19 protein-coding genes are annotated in these 20,849 nt (G+C 38.0%); all 19 read left to right on the forward strand.

Annotation, left to right across the window (positions count from 1 at the left end; genetic code table 11):
• The first annotated feature begins 12 nt into the window (after positions 1–12).
• The 19 genes from BM107_RS12140 (at position 13) to BM107_RS24700 (ending at position 20,752) form a co-directional block, all read left to right on the forward strand.
• Positions 13–996: a PKD domain-containing protein gene (locus BM107_RS12140; protein ID WP_090983650.1), complete on the forward strand. Its 984-nt coding sequence runs from the start codon at positions 13–15 to the stop codon at positions 994–996.
• 41 nt (positions 997–1,037) lie between these two features.
• The gene (tssR, locus tag BM107_RS12145) at positions 1,038–3,413 is read left to right on the forward strand and encodes a type VI secretion system protein TssR domain-containing protein (protein WP_090983652.1); all 2,376 of its coding nucleotides are present in this window, start codon (positions 1,038–1,040) and stop codon (positions 3,411–3,413) included.
• A gap of 5 nt (positions 3,414–3,418) precedes the next feature.
• The gene (locus tag BM107_RS12150; RefSeq protein ID WP_090983654.1) at positions 3,419–5,905 is read left to right on the forward strand and encodes an ATP-dependent Clp protease ATP-binding subunit; all 2,487 of its coding nucleotides are present in this window, start codon (positions 3,419–3,421) and stop codon (positions 5,903–5,905) included.
• Positions 5,906–5,991: 86 nt separating this feature from the next.
• A complete protein-coding gene (locus BM107_RS12155) occupies positions 5,992–6,438 on the forward strand; it encodes a hypothetical protein (protein WP_090983656.1) in 447 nt (148 codons plus the stop codon).
• Between the two features lie 18 nt (positions 6,439–6,456).
• On the forward strand, positions 6,457–7,845 hold the full coding sequence (locus BM107_RS12160; RefSeq protein ID WP_090983658.1) for a DUF5458 family protein: 1,389 nt from the start codon (positions 6,457–6,459) through the stop codon (positions 7,843–7,845).
• A 123-nt stretch (positions 7,846–7,968) separates the two neighbouring features.
• Entirely contained in the window at positions 7,969–8,541 is a 573-nt protein-coding gene (locus BM107_RS12165) for an NAD(P)H-dependent oxidoreductase (protein ID WP_090983660.1), read from the forward strand.
• A gap of 339 nt (positions 8,542–8,880) precedes the next feature.
• Positions 8,881–9,276 carry a type VI secretion system tube protein TssD gene (tssD, locus tag BM107_RS12170; protein WP_090496868.1) on the forward strand — a complete coding sequence of 132 codons (396 nt, stop codon included), beginning with the start codon at positions 8,881–8,883 and terminating at the stop codon, positions 9,274–9,276.
• A gap of 121 nt (positions 9,277–9,397) precedes the next feature.
• Positions 9,398–9,793, forward strand: a complete 396-nt coding sequence (gene tssD, locus BM107_RS12175; protein WP_090983662.1) for a type VI secretion system tube protein TssD — start codon at positions 9,398–9,400, stop codon at positions 9,791–9,793.
• A gap of 153 nt (positions 9,794–9,946) precedes the next feature.
• A complete protein-coding gene (locus BM107_RS24690) occupies positions 9,947–10,108 on the forward strand; it encodes a hypothetical protein (RefSeq protein WP_159435234.1) in 162 nt (53 codons plus the stop codon).
• A gap of 33 nt (positions 10,109–10,141) precedes the next feature.
• Positions 10,142–12,004: a type VI secretion system Vgr family protein gene (locus BM107_RS12180; RefSeq protein WP_090983664.1), complete on the forward strand. Its 1,863-nt coding sequence runs from the start codon at positions 10,142–10,144 to the stop codon at positions 12,002–12,004.
• A 3-nt stretch (positions 12,005–12,007) separates the two neighbouring features.
• Positions 12,008–12,184 (forward strand): hypothetical protein, encoded by a 177-nt coding sequence (locus BM107_RS24695; RefSeq protein WP_159435235.1) that lies wholly within the window; start codon positions 12,008–12,010, stop codon positions 12,182–12,184.
• A 2-nt stretch (positions 12,185–12,186) separates the two neighbouring features.
• The gene (locus BM107_RS12185; RefSeq protein ID WP_090983666.1) at positions 12,187–13,161 is read left to right on the forward strand and encodes a hypothetical protein; all 975 of its coding nucleotides are present in this window, start codon (positions 12,187–12,189) and stop codon (positions 13,159–13,161) included.
• A gap of 3 nt (positions 13,162–13,164) precedes the next feature.
• Entirely contained in the window at positions 13,165–14,100 is a 936-nt protein-coding gene (locus tag BM107_RS12190; protein WP_090983668.1) for a hypothetical protein, read from the forward strand.
• A gap of 94 nt (positions 14,101–14,194) precedes the next feature.
• A complete protein-coding gene (locus BM107_RS12195) occupies positions 14,195–15,142 on the forward strand; it encodes a hypothetical protein (protein WP_090983670.1) in 948 nt (315 codons plus the stop codon).
• Between the two features lie 2 nt (positions 15,143–15,144).
• Positions 15,145–15,624 carry a DUF4280 domain-containing protein gene (locus BM107_RS12200; protein WP_090983672.1) on the forward strand — a complete coding sequence of 160 codons (480 nt, stop codon included), beginning with the start codon at positions 15,145–15,147 and terminating at the stop codon, positions 15,622–15,624.
• 3 nt (positions 15,625–15,627) lie between these two features.
• Positions 15,628–18,228, forward strand: coding sequence for an OmpA family protein (locus BM107_RS12205; protein ID WP_090983674.1), 2,601 nt, complete (start codon positions 15,628–15,630; stop codon positions 18,226–18,228).
• 9 nt (positions 18,229–18,237) lie between these two features.
• Positions 18,238–18,933, forward strand: a complete 696-nt coding sequence (locus BM107_RS12210; protein WP_090983676.1) for a hypothetical protein — start codon at positions 18,238–18,240, stop codon at positions 18,931–18,933.
• Between the two features lie 64 nt (positions 18,934–18,997).
• Positions 18,998–19,780 (forward strand): hypothetical protein, encoded by a 783-nt coding sequence (locus tag BM107_RS12215; protein ID WP_139222290.1) that lies wholly within the window; start codon positions 18,998–19,000, stop codon positions 19,778–19,780.
• Between the two features lie 282 nt (positions 19,781–20,062).
• The gene (locus BM107_RS24700) at positions 20,063–20,752 is read left to right on the forward strand and encodes a hypothetical protein (protein WP_090983680.1); all 690 of its coding nucleotides are present in this window, start codon (positions 20,063–20,065) and stop codon (positions 20,750–20,752) included.
• Positions 20,753–20,849: the final 97 nt, after the last annotated feature.

A 20,849-nucleotide genomic window follows, 5' to 3' on the forward strand; every position in this document is an offset into this window, starting at 1 on the left:
AAAACGCTACCTATGTCTGAAACAAACACCAAGCAAGTTAATTCAAATTCGCAGGGCTATGTTATTCTCTACATCCTGTTGGCTGTACTGCTCTTAACAGGCCTGATTTTCTTATTCAAGAGTTCATTGTTCGAAAAAAGGACAATTGATGCGAGAATCCTGAAGGATGAAATTTATTTAAATGAAGATCTGGTTTTCACCGATAATACCCCAAAGGCCTCCAAATGGTTATGGGAGTTTGGTAATGGTGAAAAAGCGACAACAAAAACAGGGACCTACCATTATACCAAGCCCGATACCTATATTGTGCGCTTAACCGTTGACGGTGAACTCCGTCAGGAATTTCCGGTTACCGTGCGCGATACCGTGCACACACCCGTTTTGGATAGTATACTCACCATTAGCGGGCCAACGGCTGGTTTGGTTAACGAAGAGATCAGGCTTGAAGGCGATGGCCCAGGAAAAGATTTTGAATGGTCTTTTGGCGAAACCGGCCGCGTTGACGTTAAGGGGAAGACAGCCTTATATACCTACCGTAGCCCCGGAAAATATGTAGTCCGTCTTCGGTCAGATAAAGCCCGTAAGCCTGCCTTTCTAACCGTTCTGATTACCGATCCAAATGCCGAAATCGTTGAAGATTTAGTTGCGCCTGGTGATGGAGAACGTAAAACCATTGATGATATCAGGGCCCGCTTACAAGCCATAGCCAACGGTGCAGATTTTAATTCCAACTATTACTACCTCATTAACAAATACATGTGCAACAACGAAAAAGTAACGGTAAATGTAGAAATGAATGGTAAGAAAAAACAGACTGATATTTATTCGTACTGTATGGGCTTAACATTTGGAGGCGAAATAGCGGTGGATGAGGCGCAGTTAACGATTAAGCCAAACTCTACCTGTGCCAGTTTATTAAATATTAAACAACACTCTGCAACTGCCCAGCCCGCAACAACAGCAACCACTGATGCTCAGCCGGCAAAAACGAAATAGATTAACATCTTCACCTAATTTTAAGCTCATCTACATAGAATATGAAAAAATATTATGCCTTAACCATCCTATTTTTAGGAATATCGTTTGCCTATGCGCAATCACCGGCATCCTTTGGCAAAAAAGTAAAATACATGCCTAAATCTTACGAGAGGCCGGCCGAAACCATAGATATTAACGATAATACCGGCAGAAGCAGCCTACCATGGATTGTTTTTTCCGACCGTGAAGATAATTATACAACCACGGCGCCTGGTGGAAGCCTTATCATGAAAAAAATCAGCTTTATGGAACCTTTTTATGTTTCTAAAGAAGAGAACGGCTATTTGAAACTAATCAAATATAAAGCGGGCATGATCAGGGGAAGGAAAATCAATGATAAAAAGAGCGCCATCAGCTACGGATGGATAGCAAAATCAAAATTGCTTTTATGGCAACGTGCATTCTCTAACCAAAAAACAGGTTATGCTGAGAAAGCCATTGGTATTGTAAATGGCAAAAATGCCTTAACCGAACCAAAATTTTATTTCGATACTACCGATTCCATCTTGGTTTACAATACGCCTGAACTTAAAGACAGAAGGGCAAAAGTGAGGTTGCACGAAATTGCTTACATCTATAAAAAATCAGAAGATGGTAAAAAATACCTGATCGGCTCTGATGACCAGCTGGTTGCAGATAGTGCGCTGAAAAGTGTTTATGGATGGGTTTCTGCTGAGGCAGTACACCACTGGGGTGATCGTTTATACATCACCTCCATTAAACCTGGCGATTACGACAAGGATGATTCTACCTCAATGGCCATTAAAAACGGAATCGATAACGGAACTGCTTTTGTGATAGACCCCTTATTGCCAAGAGAAAACCTGATTCTGCGTAGTGTACCTGTTGTTTCAAATGATGATGGTGCAAACACAGTTGGCATTGCCACCGATGTTTACAATAAAAAAGATAATAAGCTATTAACCATTAACGGTTCATCCCTTTCTTATCAGGATTATTTGAATCTGCGCAAAAATAGAACAAAGGTAAATATTGTTTTTGTAGTGGATGGAGGAAGTCCAATGACCAAATATCTTTCCGGGATGACCAATACCATTGGTTCATTCGAAAACCTTATGGGCGATTTTGGTAAGGGTACAAAGGTAAACTATGGCGGTGTAGTGTACCGGGGCGAAACCGGCTGCGGGCAGCAAGGTATTTTTGTAAGCCCGATCCAGGATGATTACCGGAAGTTTATGAATTTCTTATCAAACCAGGCAAAAAACACCATGAGGTGTAATGGAGAGATTACTGAAAGTCCGGTTTTTAGTGCTTTAAAAGCTGGAATAAATTTATTTAAAGGAAAAAAGAACGAAACCAACTTAATTATTTTAGTGGGCAGTACCGGAAACACAGGCGGCACCAATAATTACCTCATCAATGAGTTGAGTGAGCAGGTGGCCCTTGCAGATGCCCGAATTTTAGCCTTACAGGTATATAGCGATTTTAACCAGTCGTTTAATGATTTTGTTATCCAATCTCGCAAACTGGTTTCAGAATCAGCCATCCGTGCGGCCGAGTACAGAAAAAATACTATGGTTAAGGGAGAAGGATTGAAAAGCTTTCAGCCTTACAACACGAGCTTGCAAGACTCTATTTCTTACTATCTGGACTATCCTAAAAATAGTTTGATACAAGGCGGTGTGGTTTTCCCGACCAAAGGATCGGTAAACTCCAACCAGAGTATGACGATTGCCCTACGTCGTTTTATAAAAGAAACCAATATGGATATCGTCAACCAGATCAGCTCTTTAGATAGTGCTTTCCGTTTAACAGGTATTTCACGTAAAAACCTGTCAGCCGATGTGGAAGCTTTATTACCTCAGCCTGTCGGTATGGAAGTGGCCGATCGTATGCCGCATAATGCTTTTAAATATTATACTACTGCCAGTATATCTGCCGATGTAGTAAAAAATAATCCGACCACTTTACAATATGCAATTGTACTGAACAATATGGAGTACAAACAGATTGTAGATGTTTTTTCGATTATGTTAGGGCAAAACCTTCAGGCAGATCAATCCTCTTTCAGGAGAAAGCTGGTTAAAAACTATGTAAGGATGCCTAAGCAGTTGTTGGGTATGAAGATGTCATCGGGTGATATCAAGGCCATGACGCTAACAAACTACATTAAGTTGGTTACAGGTTTACCTCTAAACAATGAGTTTTTATCGAAATATACGGTAAGCGATTTAAAGAACACCTCTAAAATGCCGCTTGATCAGTTTGAAGCCTATATTAAATTATTGGATCAGTCGGTTCAGCAGATTAAGAGAGCTACGCAGATTGAACAACAGTTCATTTCGAACGGCAAAATCTACTACTACATTACCGAAAATAATTTTAACCCGGCAGTATTGCCTGCAACCAACTAAAGGCTATGGCAGTTACAAATTTAAGTGAATCGGTAAAAACAGCGTTGCATATTGCGCAGTCGCTGGCAAAGGAATACAGAAACGAATTGTTTTCTGCAGCTCATTTGTTAAAAGGATTAATGCATAAAGATGTAGGTTTAAGATCGTTTATCACTTCCATTGGTAAAGACGAGGAGTATATCAGCGAATGGGCTGAAGTTCGGATAGATGAACAACCAAAAGCGGCAAGCCTTAGTGATACCGTTAGCGGTGCCCCGGAAATTGCGGTGATTTTTGAAGAAGCCGATAATGTGCGTATTAAACTCGGGTTAGATTTAATTACCCCGGTTTGTGTATTAACCGCACTGGCAAAACCGGGTATCGGCTTTCAGCCCGATCAGTTAAAATCATTTCCGATCAAAGAACGCGAAATTTTGGATCTCTATGTAAAAGATGAAGAAATTTCGAAAGCAGTTTCGCCGGATAAAACAAATGCTGGTCCGGAAAATAAAAGTACAGGCAATGCGCTGTATAAATATTGCCTGGACCGCCTGCAAATGGTTAGAGATGGCAAAACAGACCCCATAATTGGTCGTGACAAGGAAACCCGGCAAATGATGGAAATCCTTTGCCGCAGAACCAAACCCAATGTTATTTTAACTGGCGATGCCGGTGTAGGCAAAACAGCATTGGTTGATGGCTTTGCGATTGATATTGTAAACCAGAACGTTCCCGATCGTTTAAAACCGGTTCAGCTTTTCGAATTGGATTTAGGATCGTTAATTGCCGGTGCATCTTATAAGGGAGAAATTGAGGACCGTTTAAAAAACATCATCAAAGAAATAAAACAGTTTGAAAAAGCGGTACTCTTTATTGATGAAATCCATACCTTATTGGATAGTAAAGGTCCTTTGGGGGCTGGGATTGGTAATTTACTGAAACCAGAACTTGCCCGTGGCGAAATCACTGTGATCGGGGCGACCACTATTGATGAGTATCGTAAGATTATTGAGCCTGAGCAGGCTTTTAGCAGGCGTTTTGAAGTACTTCAGGTAAATGAACCAAATGAAGAAAGTACCATAAAAATGTTGCAGAAACTTGCAGTGAAATACGAAGAACACCATACATTAACCATTGAGCAGGATGCTTTAGGGGAATGTGTGCGTTTGGCCAAACGTTACATGAAAGACAGAAGGCTGCCTGATTCCGCGTTTGATCTCTTAGACAGGACCATGGCTGCGATGAAAATGATGAACGATACCTCCGACCAGGCCATTGACAGTTTGGAGGCAGAATTAGAAACATTAAATGCCAATACAGAAGAATCAGAAGCTGATCGTTTTGCAGATTATAAATGGCTTTATTCCTTACTTCAAAATAAGTTAAGTCCGGTTTTATTAGGCCGTTTAACGGATGAAACACAGACTGACGCCTTTGAAACCGCTGATGAATACCAGGATTATATCAACAGCAGCCTGCAGGAATTAAAAAAATATGCTGCTGAAAAAAGCGACCGCATTTCTAAACAGGATATCGCTTCGATAGTGGCCTATAAAACAGGCATCCCAATGGGAAAACTGCAGGCTGGTGAGAAGGAAAAACTGCTCAATATGGAACAATACCTTAAAAAACGGGTAGTAGGTCAGGATCAGGCTTTAAAAGCTGTTTCTGATGCCATATTGGAATCGCGCAGTGGCTTGAACAAAAAAGGACAGCCAATTGGGTCTTTCTTTTTGCTGGGCCCAACGGGTACAGGTAAAACCGAACTGGCCAAATCAATTGCCGAGTTTTTATTTAATGATGAAAAGGCAATGATCAGGTTCGATATGTCAGAATTTAAAGAAGAACACAGTGCAGCCCTGCTTTATGGTGCGCCCCCGGGCTATGTGGGGTATGAAGAAGGTGGTCTGTTGGTGAATAAAATCAGGCAGCAGCCTTACTCGGTGCTATTGTTCGATGAGATTGAAAAAGCACACCCTTCGGTTTTCGATACCTTTTTGCAGATTCTGGATGAGGGCCATATGCACGATCGTTTAGGAAAAGAGGGAGATTTTAGCAATTCGCTTATCCTTTTTACCTCAAATATTGGCAGCGAATGGATAGCAGAACAGATAGGAAAAGGCGTGGTTCCGGCTTCAAACCAATTAATGGAGGTTATGGCAGGACATTTCCGTCCTGAATTTTTAGCCCGGATTTCTGAAATTGTTCCGTTTGCACCAATTAACGAAAGTAACGTGGTGCGCATTTTTGAAATTCAGTTAAACAGTTTGGTACAGTCGCTGAACAAAATGGGTATCGAATTTGAAATAGCAGAAGATGCCAAGAAAATGATTGCTTTAGATGGCTTTACGCCCAAATATGGAGCAAGGCAATTATCAGCAGTGATCAGAAATCTATTGCGCAGGCCGATTTCCAAATACATCATTTCCGGCGAGCTTAAAAAAGGATCGAAGATTAAAGTAAGCAAACATGCTGAAGAAGATAAAATAGAGTGGAATATTATTCAGCCATAAGCCATTATATTGGAACAAAAATTGAGTTAAAATGTTAACTATTATATTATTAGTATAAATTAATCGTAAATCTAAATCAACATATTATGTTTAACTATGAAATTGGAGGTAACGAGCGGAAAATTGATACGTCAGAAGCCTTCGCGGAGATTGCCCATAATAAAACGCTTTTCGTACAAAAACTTACCGATAACGAACCCATAAAACCGGAAAAGGTAGAAGGACTAAAAACCGTTAAGGAAGTATTTGCCCATTATAAACCAAATGTAAAAGTAGCTTTTGAAAAGCAGGATGGATCTACCGTTGGCGAAACCTTAAATTTTAATGATCTGGGCGATTTCGGTGTCAAAAATATCATCAATCAAAGCAACTACCTTACAGATGTGAACATTGAGCGGGAGATGTCGCTTAATGTGATTAAACAGTTAAAATCGAACAAAACCTTAAAAGCTACATTGGATGATGAAGAAACTAAATCGGCCTTCATCAGTGCTTTGAAGAACTTTGTAGATGAATTGGAGCAAAATAAATAATCTTAACGCGGAGAAAACATGTCAAATCCTCAAGAATTAAAAGCAGACCAAAATATATCCGAAGCAGGTTTTAGACCGGCAGAAGGTAAAACCATAGAAAAAACATCACTTAAAGATAACTTAGAAAAACTGGCCAGGGTTGGCGGTTTCGATTTGTTGGAAGCAACAGTTGATGGTCTTCAGAATTTAAATCCGGAAAGAAAAGCACGGAAACAGATTTTTTTAACCGGCGACGAAAAGAAGAAGGAACGCGAAGAGCTGAAAAAGAAAATCCAGCTTTGGATAGAAGTACTTGAGTCTTCCGGTTCGGTGGCCGATATGGTTGAAAAAAGTACTGAAAAACTGAATGCTGCAGAAGAAAACTTAAATAAGAACATTGCTACCGCGTTAGAAAGTACCAGGGAACTGGAACAGGCTTACCGTTCGGTACATTTATTTTATAAAAATACCGAGTCAGACAAACTGAAAAACGTGGTGCTGTTAAATGCTTCAATGGATCAGATCAAAGATCTTGATAATCCGCGTTTCATAGAGTATGTAGATGATGAATTAAAGCAGAATTACGATCGTTTGGATCTTCGTAACAACTATTCATTGATGGTTGTTCCGGGTTATATGGGGTCTAATAAAGTACTCGAAAGATGGGCTAAGATCGCACACAACAATAAAGCGATGCTGGTAACCGATTTTGCCGATTTGGATCAGCCGGATGATGTACTTGATTTATTTACCGCCGCCAACTTCACCGGCGGAGATGCCTTTAGATCAAACGTAATCATGACCTGTAACTGGCTGGTAGGCCGTGGTAAAGTGGCAGAGGTAGGCGAGGAAGATGATCTTACCGTGCCAGGATCGGCAGCTCTAGCCGGTAAAATGTACTATACCCTGATGTCGCAGGTTACGGCGGGTAAAAAACATGGTGCTATCAATGAAGTTGATGGTGTGAAATTCGATTTAAAGAAAAGTGAAATCTCTCATTTAGAGCGGGTAGGTTTAGTGCCAATGGTTAATGAGTACGGTAAAGTAATGGCTTTCTCAGCTAAAACACTATTCAATGGCGATAATATTGGTTTACAAACCTATTCAGTAGTGCGTGTATTCGATTATATTACCAAAGTATTGTTTGATTTCCTGAACAGAAGGGCTTTCGAGAACTGGACTTCCAAAACCGAACAGGATCTTCGCGGACAGATTGTTAAATTTTTGGATGGCATCCAGGGCGCCGACCGTTTGATTGAGCGTTTCAAGATTATGCGTTTCGAAAGGGATGAACAGCAAAAAGACAGAATTCACCTGGATATCCACATTACACCGTATTTCCCGGCCAAAAGTTTTGTGGTAAAACTAGACGGACATAAAGGTGAAGATGAAAGTACCACCTGGAGCTCAGAATATAATCAGCAATAGTTTTTGATAGCTGAAAATAAAAACCCAACCCTGGCGTTGGGTTTTTTTATGGGGTATGCATAACACTTAACAAATTCTTTATAATTTTGTAATGCATCAGCCCAATCAGATTAATCAAAAAAAATGAAGCAAGTACTTATCCTGAATGGGGATATCGAAAAAAACGCGTCTACAAATTTCCTGATTAACGCTTATAAGCAAGGTGCAGAAAGTGCTGGTGCTACCGTTAGGGAGTTGGCCATTATCGATCTGATATTTAACTCGAACAAGCTATTTAACAATAGACAGATTGCCGAGTTAGAGCCTGATTTGCAGAAAGCCTTAACGGCAATCAGGCAAAGCAACCATATTGTACTTTTTTGTCCGGTGTATGTGGATCATATTCCGGCAAAGATTAAAGGCTTTTTTGACCGTTTGTTTATGCCTGATCAGGTTTTTGCTACGCAGCAACAAAACGTGAATAATAACTTCAGTGGCCGCTCGGCTAGAATTGTATCCATTTTAGATGAAGCCACTTTTAAGGAGTGGAAAGCAAATAAAAAAACTACTTACCTTTCTATCAAAAAAGTGGTTTTTGAAAAATGCAAAATGAGCCCGGTATTGACCAATACTATAGGCGAACTACATTCGCTTGAAAATCACTACAGCCAGAAATGGTTGGCTAAAATGGAGAAATTTGGATCGCAGCTGATTTAAGAGACTATAGTCTATTTCTAATAAGTTCAGCCTTTCATTTTGCAACAACTTGTCCTAAAATGCTACACTTTGTGTATAATCGCTACATTTTTGTTGTGCATTTAACTACTCTAATGTATTTGTTACAATAAATATAGTTTGGGTTTTTCCACAGTTTTTCCACAAAACGCAATTCATAACTGCGTTTTTAGGCGATAAACGCCCATCCGGTATATTAAAAACTTTGCTTGCTTATAGCTGATAGGCAATATATGGCACGTTTGGCCTGATATTTGGTTAACATTAAAAAGTAGCGGAGGCTACTGATAATCAAATTTTTAACCTTTAAATTTTAAAACTATGGCTTTCAAAGCTAGATTAAATTTTTCGGGCAAGGAGTACGATGTGCTTCACTGTGCCTATGCGTTAAACCGTGATGTAGATGCAAAAGGAAGACCCTCTTCCGGAGTTTACGGCGGTACCATCGACATTGAGATCGAATCAACCGAAGACACCTCAATTATCGAGGCGATGGTGAACAACCAGTACAAACCTATTACAGGAACCCTTCTGATCAAGAAAACAGAGGAAGATGCCAAAATGAAAGAAGTTCATTTCGAAGATGGTTACATTGTTAAATATTCCGAAGGGATAAACATTGTGGGCGATCATCCGATGACACTTAAGTTCCAGATTTCGGCCCGCAAGCTAAAATTAGGAAATGCAGAACACCTTAACGACTGGCCGAAGGCCTAATTGAGGTTGAGGGTAGGGAGGTATAGGGTGTAAGGTTGAAAACGCCACACGCCGAAAGCCATGCCCTACGGCAACCGCTCAGCGCAATTCATTCATTTAAAAACATTTAAATTTTACTACAATGGCATTCAAAACCCGTTTAAACTTAGGATCAAAAGAATTTGATGTACTACAGTGCAGCTTTTCATTAAATAGAGATGTTGACGCAAAAGGTCGTCCATCGTCAGGTGTTTATGGTGGTACCATCCACATCGAAATCGAATCTACAGAAGATACTTCAGTAATAGAATCGATGGTGAACAACCAATACAAGCCGCTTTCAGGCAACATCATCTTTAAAAAAGGCGAAGAAGATGCAAAAATGAAAGAACTGTCTTTTGAAGATGGTTACATTATCCAATATAACGAAGGTATTGCAGTAAACGACAATACACCTATGACTTTAAGCTTTGTGGTATCGGCGCGTAAGCTGAAACTAGGCAATGCCGAGCATGAAAACGATTGGCCTAAGGCTTAGTCCTTTTATGCATATCAATTAATTGATGCGCCCCGATTTTTCGGGGCGTATTTAGTTCAACGCGCTTCAATTCTGTTACTATATAGTAGATCTAAATTATCGTCGAACGGTAGTGGGTTTATCCCGTCAGCTACTTTTACATTAAAGCTCAAGATGTCTGGCCAACGCAAATATATTGCAGTAGAAAACAATTACCAGTCTGGTAAAGTGTTTGGTTTGGCATACGCACACAAAGATCATCCGAAGAGTCCTTTTATAAAAGTGGAATCATTTTTATCAAAGAGTTATGCTTTAAAACCTGGCAACTGGATTTAGCTTAGGTAATTTTTGTGATCAAGATTAATCAATATGGAAAAGAAACTCATTGCAGAAATCAATATAGAGGATAAGGAAATTACCCATTTTGCTTCCTTTAGTCTCACACAGGCTTTTAACGAACACCATTATTTTGAGCTGCGTTTCAACCACGATCAGATGGGCGCGCCCGGGCTGATCACTTTAGATGATAGCCGCGATTTCGTAGGCAAAACCTTAACCGCATCCTTCGGTCATTCGCCAGAAGGTATGCAGAATTTTAAAGGCCTGGTCTCTAAAGTCGAGCTATCACAAAACCATGGTTACCATGGTGTTTTAATCGTAAGCGGTTATAGCCCCACCATTTTAATTGATCGTGGGCCCGATCTGGGTTCTTATCTGGATAAAGATCTGAATGAGATCGTAAAACTGGCTACGAAAGATACCCCCGCTAACGATTTAAAGGTTGTGGCGAATGCTGCCAGAACTTCATCTATTGATTATATTATTCAATATAGGGAGAGTGATTTTGATTTTTTAAATCGTCTCTCAGCCGAATACCACGAGTGGTTTTTTTACGATGGTAAACAGCTTAATTTCGGCAAACCCAATATACAGAAAGAAATATCTTTGTTTTATGGTAGAGATGTGCAGGAAATGCAGTATGCCATGGAAATCGCGCCGATCAAAAATAAGCGGTTCTCCTATAATCCCAGGCAGAACGAAATGCTGCAAAGTGAAAGTACGGGCAAGGTAGAAGGAACCCCTGATCTTTCGCACGCGGTTAAAGCTTCCAACTTAACTTTTAGCAAAACTTTTAATCAACCTGCTTTAATCAGGGTTGACAATAACAACGATATCAAAAACCTGGTTGAAAATGAAGAAAAGGCCAATACCAGTGAACTTTTAAAAGTTACGGCCCGGGGTGATAATGCAGGATTGAGCATCGGAAGTATCGCTGAAATTACGATGAGCCTTAGAAAAGAGATGACGTTCACTACCGAAAGTTTAGGCAAATTTTTGATTACCAGTATCAAACACCATATCGACGAGAATGGTAAATACCATAATAATTTTGAGGGAAGAATATCCACTACCGAGCGTATTCTGGTAAAAAACTTTGAAAAACCGCAGCCCGATATGCAGTTGGCAGATGTAATCGATAATAATGATCCGCAGGGCCAGGGCCGGATAAAAGTGAAATTTAAATGGGAATGTTTAACCAATGATGTTACGGAATGGCTGCGTGTAGTTACTCCAAGTGCAGGTATCGGAGACAGGGGTAATAACAGGGGTTACTTCGCCATCCCTGAAATAGATGATCAGGTGATGATTGCTTTCGAAGAAGGCAATATTGCTCGCCCGGTAGTGATGGGGAGTGTTTATCATAGTTCCAGCGTAGACAGCAGTCCTTTAATTAAAAACCACCTTAAAAGTATTATTACTCGGAGCGGTCACCTGGTTGAGTTCGATGATGATCCAGGTACACAGGGGATAAAAATTACCGATATTCATAACAACATTATCCATATCGATACCAAAGGCAATAACATCACCATTACTGCATTGGAGAACATGACTTTGAACTGTAAAAATATGCAGATTAATGTGCAGGAGAATATGGATGTGAGTGTGGGGCAAGATCAGAGTACAAGTGTTGGAAATAATCAAAGTACTTCAGTTAATAAGGATATTTCAACTGTTGCAGGAAGTAATTATTTACTGAGCGCTACTGGTGAAATCCGTGAAAACTCAGATGTCCGCTCAGAGTTTGTTACCAAAGATTTTGTCAGACAGGCGGAAACATCTAATGAACTGGCTGGGGAGATTACGCTATTTAGCCAGAAAGAAAACATGACATTACAAAGTGGTAAAACAGTCGAAGTTAACAGTGCGGAGAAATCAAAACTATTTTAAGCGATGGCAATTAAAAAACAATGCACCAGTATGAGGATTTATGTAAGCACAAATTATAATCTTTTAGTGGAAAGTAGCTTTAAAAAAATTGCTGATCGGATAAATGTTGAAGCAAAAAGTAATAACCTTTTTCTTGTAAGTAATAAAAAAGTAGTTGGCGAGGGTGGTAAATCAAGTTAATTATGGCAAACGTCACATTTGGAAACTATACTCCACAGGAAGATCCTAAGGATGCCTTACAATACGTTTATTATACACGTGAGGGAGAGTATCTTGGTGGGATTACAGGAAGTGCGAAAATATTTACGACAACTAAAGACAAATATGATCAGGCTGTAGCTGCAAAAAATTGGGAGTCTTTAAATGTGGATGCGAACCTGGTTAAATATGATGGTAAAGCTCTCTCACATTCAGATTTCCGCTACATTGCCTACATTGTGAGTCATGAATCTGGTAATGCTGATATAAAGGAACTCAGGTGCGTAGCCTTTACCAGTCGAAACAGAGCTGTTTCCACAAAAAAAACGTGGCGATCACTACTCGCTTCAGGTTACTCGTCCGTGCCTAATAAGAAAGAGCTACCTGATAAAAATGATGAAAAGTCAAAACTCGCCAGATATGCAGTGCTAGATGTTTGTTTCGGTGTAAAGGATATTACAGACGGAGCGGAATTTTGGGATGGAACAGATTTTCTCGCTTGGGGCAATTCTGAAACAAACCCATACAATAAATTGGGACAAAATAAATTTGATGAATATAAATTCGTCGAAATTCCAAAAGCCATTTACGATGATTTTGTTGCTGCTAATGGTACTTCAGCCAGATATAAGGATAAAGGTAACCATGATGCCAATACAGATCAGGGTACACATGAGCATTTAAAAAAGAAAGTTAAAAAACCGGTACTAGGTCCGGATGGCAAGCAGGTAAAAGGACCTGATGGCAAACCACAATTTAAAGAAGTTGAAGTGCCTGACAGAATTAAATATGCCGTTCCATCAGCCGATTTTCAAGATCAGCAATACTGGACGAGTGGAAATTTTTATTACGAAACTAATGTAAAGGCTACAAACGGTATTTCTGCTACCATTACTGCCGGGAAAAGTATATTCTGGAAATTAACACCTAACCGTTTAACTGCTGAAACTGCAAAATAAAATATGAATAAGATTATATTGGTATTTATACTCCATTTCTTTATTGTTTTTTCTGTAACTGCACAGCAGTCACAGAAGAAAGCAAATCCCTATGATGGAACTTTATTAACGCAAGTAACAGAAGTTAAATCTGAGCAGGGCAATGAAAGGGATACCACTAAAATATTATACCTTCAAAACAGTTCAAAAGACAGTCTTTTTGTTTATAAAATTGCTGAAGGTGTAATCTCCGAAGCCACGGCTTATATTTTAATAGGTAATAGTAAAGGCCTTTATTTAATTGCTAAGCCTATTTTTGGTGATGCAGAAACCCTTAATAAGCTGCAAATTGAGTTCTCTGACACCGAGCATGTTGTTCTCATCAATCAACAAGATAAATATCTATTATATCCGAAGTTTTATGCTTCGGCTAAACAGGAAATAAATACCAAACATTCTGTTATTGGTTTATTTGATCTTTTAGAAGACTATCTTGAGGATTATTCTATTCTTGATATTTATCCGGTCTTATTGTCTGAAAATAAAGCAAGATGGAGTAAAATTATTCAGCATGCGAAAATTATAACCCAGCGGAACCAATCAGATTTAAAAGATACCTGGGATTCAAAATATCAATACAACAGCCAAGGCAAACTGCTATCGGTTAAAGCTACCTCAGCAGAGGAGACACATTTTAGTAAGAAAATGAGTTATATCAATTCTAGCACAATCAAAATGGATATTTACCGGAATATAGAAGATCGTCAGATTTTATCAAGAAAGGTCATCTATAATCCTTTGAAAAATAACCAGCTTGATATTACCGATCAGGTTGAAGAAACAGGTCAGAATAAAGAAACAATACTGATCACGAAGATTCATAAAAAAAACATAGGAAAAGTAAAATCGCTATACCTATCTCAGTTAGAGATAAAGAAGTTAATAAAGCAATTAAAATAAATGTAAATGATTTGATGTAAGTAATCTACGACAAGAATTTGCTCCAATTAATTAACATTTCTTTTAAATCTAATCAGTTTATAACGGCGACAATATGGACATCTCAAATAAAAAAATATATTACTCAGGTGTAAATGCGCTTCGTTTAGAGTGGCCTGTCGATTTGTCTGCACATTATGGCGTTGTGATCACCTTCAACGAAAGGGAGGAAAATGCTAATGAAGTAAAGTATGAATTAAGGGTAACTCGGCTAAAACCAGGTAATGCAGGGCAGCCGCTTTTTCAGATTGAAAGAATAAGTGATGTTTTTATTAATGAAATATCGCCTGACCTTATAGCCGATAAACTGGCATATGCCCTGGGGAAAGTATTTTATCCTTTGGTGATAGCAGTTGATTATAATGGAGGTTTCCAGAGCGTTTACAACCATGATGAAATTTTAAAAAGATGGCAATTGGTTAAACAAAAGGTGCTTGATAATTTTGAAGGTCATCTGGTAGAAGATTATATCTGCCGTATGGAAAAACAGCTTTCCAATCCTGATCAAATTACCCTTGCGTTTTATAATAACGACTGGTTTATACATACTTTTTTTAAACCTGTTTATAAAGAATATGGACCCAACTATGCTACAGAAAGCTTGTTTAAGTTTCCGATAGCAAGAGATTTTATTGTAGAGGGTTATTTGACGCAAGAGAAAATAAGCAGCGAGACCAACCATTTTGGGGCAATAGAACTAACACACAATGGTAAGGTAATGTCTGTAGCCGATGAAATGGCTATAGCCGGTAGCAAAGAAGGAAATTACGAGGGATATTATCTTTTACATCCTAAATTTAAGCGGATCCTGTCGGTTGTTTCTGATTTTAGTTATGAACAGAAGAAGGTAAAAGTGAAAATAACGCTTATTCCAGAAAAAGGGCAGGAATTTGATCACGATTTTGAGCTTGATCGTCATGTTAAAGGTGTTCCGGTAACAGAAATGGTGATCATTGACGGCTATACTAAAAAGAAGTTTTGGAATCGCATATTAAATAAATAAAGATGGCAGAGAAACATGTAGTAGTTCAAGGTGCGCAATGTTTGTGCAAATTTGGATCAGCTCCAGATAAGTTGAAGGTGCTGACGCATACTAAAGAATATGCCAATGATAAGGATGGAAGTCAAAAAATGATCGCTACCACTATGGATATCGGTTCTACTTTTGAGAAAAACATGTTCGGATCTTGCTCAAAAATGAACAACAAACCATGCAATGCAACAGTAACGAAATGGTCGGGTTTTTATGAAGATACGGTATTGACAAATGGAGGAAAAATTTTGCTTGAAGATAGTAAGGCGACCTGTCCGATAGGAGGCGCCGATTGCATTGAGATTATCCAACACGGTCAAAAGTCAGAGGCCTCAAAACAAAACTTTGATAATGCAAATAAAGATGTACAATCACAGCTCAACCCTTTGTCAGAGTCTTTAAATGAATCTGCAGATAATTTTAACGGTTTAGAAGCGAGTGTTAAAGCATAACTTATGGCAAAGGGAATCAAGAAAATTGTTTGGACCGGCGAAGGTAAAGTATATAATGCCAAGAAAGGATCTATACCCGGTCAGTTAATGGTAGTAGCCCCTAGTGAGCGTATTTGGTTTAAAATTGGCGAATGGGAGGCTGGAACAACAGAGCAGGATAAAAAGAAAGATATAAAATGGGCAATTTTTAATCAAAAAGGAGTTATTGATTTTCAAAAAACAATCCCCAGCCATTTTAAATATGGCTTTAAAATTCCCAGAAAACTCTGCGGTCCTTATTTATGGTATATTGAAGCAAGCTGGAGTGGAAACTTTGATGGCAAATCAGGGCTGAAAGTCAGGGGCGAATCACCAGCAAAAATAGTAGACAGCAGATGGAGCCAAAATGAAGGTGGACCTGATGTACGCAAAACTTACCAGTTTTCTTATGGAGAACTTATTTGGCTCCGGCTTTTTACCGAAGGTTTAAATGGCTATAACAACGTAGAAGTAAGGGTTTTCAGAAGGTTGAGGTCGGCAATGGGTTTATGGCCAAAAGATGATGAAGTAACCCGTAAAATTTACAGGGTTAGTGTAATTAATGGCGAAATTAATTTGAAAATTCCTAATACTTATTCCTGGTACCAGTCTATGAACGATAGGGCTGAAGTGGAGGAATTTTATGTTCGTGTGGTACATCCGGTAACTGGTAAATATATTGAAGATACCAGAAAGAAACCCGATACGGCCCATGCCCGTTTTTTAAGGATAAAAGACAAGGTGAAATCGCAGGTAGTGGAAAAGCCTCAAAACAGAACACCTGTTACCATTTACCAACCGGATAAAAATGAAGCAAGGTTTGAGTTATGTAAGTTTGAGCAGATTAATTTGACCGAAGAGGGGGGGAAACCCGAACTTATTTTTGATAATGGAAAAGGAATTAAGAATACTGTCGATAGAAGGGAAAAAATAGTTGAATCTATTCATTTTAAGTTTGATAGTACAGAATTATTACCTGAAAGTTTAAGACAGCTTAATAACATTTTGAGGTTTTTATTAGAGCATCGTCATAGCACCATTCATCTCGATGGTTTTGCCTGTGTAATTGGGAAACAAAATCATAATAATGTATTATCGCAGAATAGAGCAATAACCGTTAGGGAATTTTTTGTAAAAGGAAAGTTAGATGCTAACCGGATTAAAACCACTGGACATGGAGAAGTTAGTCCTACTGATGATAAAATGGGTCGGGATAATATCAAATATAAAAATGAATACGAATACGTAAATAACAGACGGGTAGATATTGCATTTGAATATTATGGTCATAATGCCGAAACTATTATTTACGAAACAATAGCAGGAAATAAACCCAAAAAAATTACAATAGAACCAATAAATTTTGATACCAAAGCTTGTTTCGAACGCAAAAAACATAGCAAAACCATCAAGTTGGTCAATGTTGATGTAAATGCTGAAAGCGAAGGTAAAATTACGGTGCCTGCAGTATCTACAATGAGTAAATTTAACGTTGTACCTTTGAATTATATCTGGCCGAGACGGGATGGTATAAAGAATATCTATTCCGTTCATATTCATACCTGCAGGTATTATTCTGTGCTAAATAATGCAACACTTGCCATACATGTTTACTCAGACATTAAATGGACGTTAGAATTTAAATGGTCTCATACGCAGCCTTTCGCCTATTCATATGGTAATAAACTATACGGTTATGAGTTAAAAAATGCCCAAGATAAAGCCATTGGGTCCGCTATTGATGCAGAGTGGTCTAAACGATACGGGGAAATGGCGCAAAAGTTTGAGTTATCTCTAACAGGAGAATGGACTTCGGCAAGTGGCAGCAAACAGAAAATAGAATTTGGGAAGGAGTGGGCAGAGCGTATTGCAAAAACATTGAAAGTTATCAATCAGGTTAAGCAGATGGCTGATCGTGTATCAAATTCCAGTTTAGCCAAAGGACGTTTTATGTTTGAAGTTAAAGCACCTGTTTTGGCCGTTTCTGCTCAGTGGTACCTTAAAAAAGCAAATCGTGTCGTCGGCGAGATCGTTGAGATTGGAGCAGATACTAGTCCTTTGATTGAGGCAGATATAAGTATCGATCTCATAGATATTGTGCTTAAATATGGTGGTAATGCAATATGCCCGGGAGCTGGAGAAGTGCTGGCATGGGTAAAAGATAAAATGAACAAATATGTCAAAATTACGTTTATAGTAACACTTGGCGGTGCAATTAACGTTTCGGGCAAGACGATAATTAATATCCGGTTTCCAAAAGAAACAACTGGTGAAGTAAAAATCACTGGCGAAATAAAAGTGAGTATTGAATTTAAAGCTACTGCAAAAGCCGAAACAGCAAGTATGGGTATTTCAGGAATTTTAAAGGCTGATGCTAAAACCAGTGTTACTGGTGGTGTAAAAGTTGGCGCAGATAATGATGGTGTATATGTTGCTCCTGTAGCAGAATTTGGAGGGATCAAAGCAACTTTTGTTGCTGCGACAACTATTAAGTTTGGCTTTATTAAGCGAACTTTCAGTTATGATGGAGAAGCAGTGCTTGTAGAAAAGGATGAGGTTAATTTTAAAAAGCATTATCTAATTTAATTTTTATTTATGAAAAAAATTACGGTCATTTTATTTTGTTTGGCGCTATGGAGTTGTAGTCAAAAGAAAATCGATTTAAAAGATCTTATAGTAGGTCAAAAGCCAAATATTGATCTTTCAGCTTTTACCGATAATATCAAAGAACAGCGTGGACGTTTTGAAATGCCAACGGAAAATGGTGTTCAACTAGTTGATAAAGGCGAAAAAGTAGTATATTATTATTTTGCAGGTAAAAAAAACATAACTTTCTATAAGGCTAAAATTGCAGATGTTTTAGAAACCAAAGTTGTGACCTATAATGGTTTAGTGAGCTTTATAAGCGTGCATCCAGATAACAGAGATGCTGTAAGTTTGCTTAAAGATTTGCTTAAAACTTACGGCGCCCCCGATTCGATTTCCTATGATACAAGAAAATTCATAGGCTCAGATAGCGAAACCGCTAATGTTTTAAAAAATGCATTACCACGCTATGTAAAGGAGGTAGCAGATGAATTTGATAATAAGTCAACACAATATCCTCAGCAGTTTTTTTGGAGCAAAAATGATATACTTAACTACATAACAATAGATCCGACAAACGCAAATCTCAATATGTCTGTTAAGATTGTAACCAAACGAGCTTATATGGACCACATTGTTCAAGAATATGCAAAACCACTATTAAAAGAATATGATAGTCCCTTTGCCCACCTTTTTAAAAAATAGTGGATCACCCAATTTGGGTATCCGACGAACAAAGACTAATAGTTAGTTTGTACATAAATTACCAATGATGAAAGAACCTTATTACTTAGTAGACTTTAATGTCTCACTAGCAAATTTTGATATTTTGATCAATGATGTGCTTGCCTTTTCTTATAACGATGGGGGAAGCATTTACTCAAATTATCCTATTAACCATTTTATCCTAAGCAGTGGTGTACAGCAGGTTAAAGTAAGGTTCAAACCTTTAAAAAATTCACAAACCATACATCATGAAGCCGAAGCCATTATCAAAATCCAATACCTTGATGCTTCTACAATGGATCAGGAGCAGCTGACAACCGTATATGAGTATAAAATGCCAAAGGCTAAAAGGGATACATTACCGATGTTAGAATCAATAGGCGAATTTAAGGCAGAAGTACCTTACCGGTTAATAGGCTGGAGTGATGCAGGTATAATCGATATTAAAAATGAAGTTGCTCTTGAACGGATACATAACTATTACCGCCGTATTTATACCCTTTTTAAAGATAAGGATGTAAACAGTCTTGCCTTGCTCTTAAAAAAAAGATATGAAGAAACAGATGCATCCATGTACCTCGACGAAGATAATATAGCTGGATTAAATAATATTTTTAAGATGCTGGAAGCTGAAGGCTATATCATGCAGGATTTTCCTGAAACGCCACAGATATCTTTGTATGCGAAAAATAGAATAGTGAATTTAGTTAGGGAGAATACATCACCTGTTATTTTTTATCTAAAAAAGGAGACGAATGAAGAATTTGGGTTTCCTTTCTACATTTATCTGCCTAAAGGCAAAAATTCTTTTGAAATTATCCGATAGATAATTTGTATTAACGCATAAATTAACTTCATTTTTATCTTTTTGGATTGCGACATTCCAAATACAAACCTAGAAAAGAAATTGATTGGTAAATGTATATGTGAATTAAGAATTATGAAACAATCACTTACTAAGATCAAGATATATACAGGCTTTACCTCCCTGAAATGGTAAATTTTTCGAAAGGTCATGAGAAAGAGCAAATGACTTCGAAAAAGATCTATCAGTCGATGCTTATAGCATGTAAATGGTGTAAATTTGATAGCGGTATTTATTAAAAGCATGATCGTCAAAAGAATTTCAATTGTCTTATTCTGTTATTTCCTGCTTTTTAGGCTTTATGCTGTTTGCTCATTATTCTATTCCTTCATTAGCCAAGCCCCAAATAAAGCCCTGATAAGAAATACCAACGATGGTTATCAGCTGACCATTTTTCAGCTTGAATTTTATTTTTTCCTTATTGTTTTATATAGTTTCAGGCCTTCACGTTTTAAAAAAACGATTGCTCAAAGCTATAAGCAGAGTGGTACTGAAATGGCCTCTAGAAAATCATTTTTCTGGATCGTTTATGTTGGTATGCTACTTGCCGTTTTTGGGATACCTTTATTAATATTACATGATTCAATCGCTGGTGTATTTGAGATCATTACAGTAGCCAACCAGTATATTATTGAAAGCTTTGGTTTACTGATGATGGCTGTTATTTTTATTGGTTTAAATATAACGGGCTTTTACTACGATTTCGTAAATGCTTTTGATCATGCCAGGACTCAGTTTTTCAGGTCTTTGTTCGCATTTATATTAACCATCCCAATCTCAGCTTTTTTGTATTTTATTTCAGTTCTACTACAGAAAAAAACCGATGCATTAATCATAATTTGTTTGGCCTTTAATCTTTCTTTTCTCTATCTAAGTATTATCGGCCCTTTAACTAAAATAATTTATAGGTCTAAAAGAAAAACTGCTAAATAATTACTTAGAAAAACCAATCAGAGATATTTGGTGCATGGTTTGTGGATTAGATGTGTAAATCCAAATAAGAAAACCGCTCAATTAAATTTTAATACAG

Source organism: Pedobacter suwonensis (assembly GCF_900111825.1).
Lineage (GTDB): Bacteria > Bacteroidota > Bacteroidia > Sphingobacteriales > Sphingobacteriaceae > Pedobacter > Pedobacter suwonensis.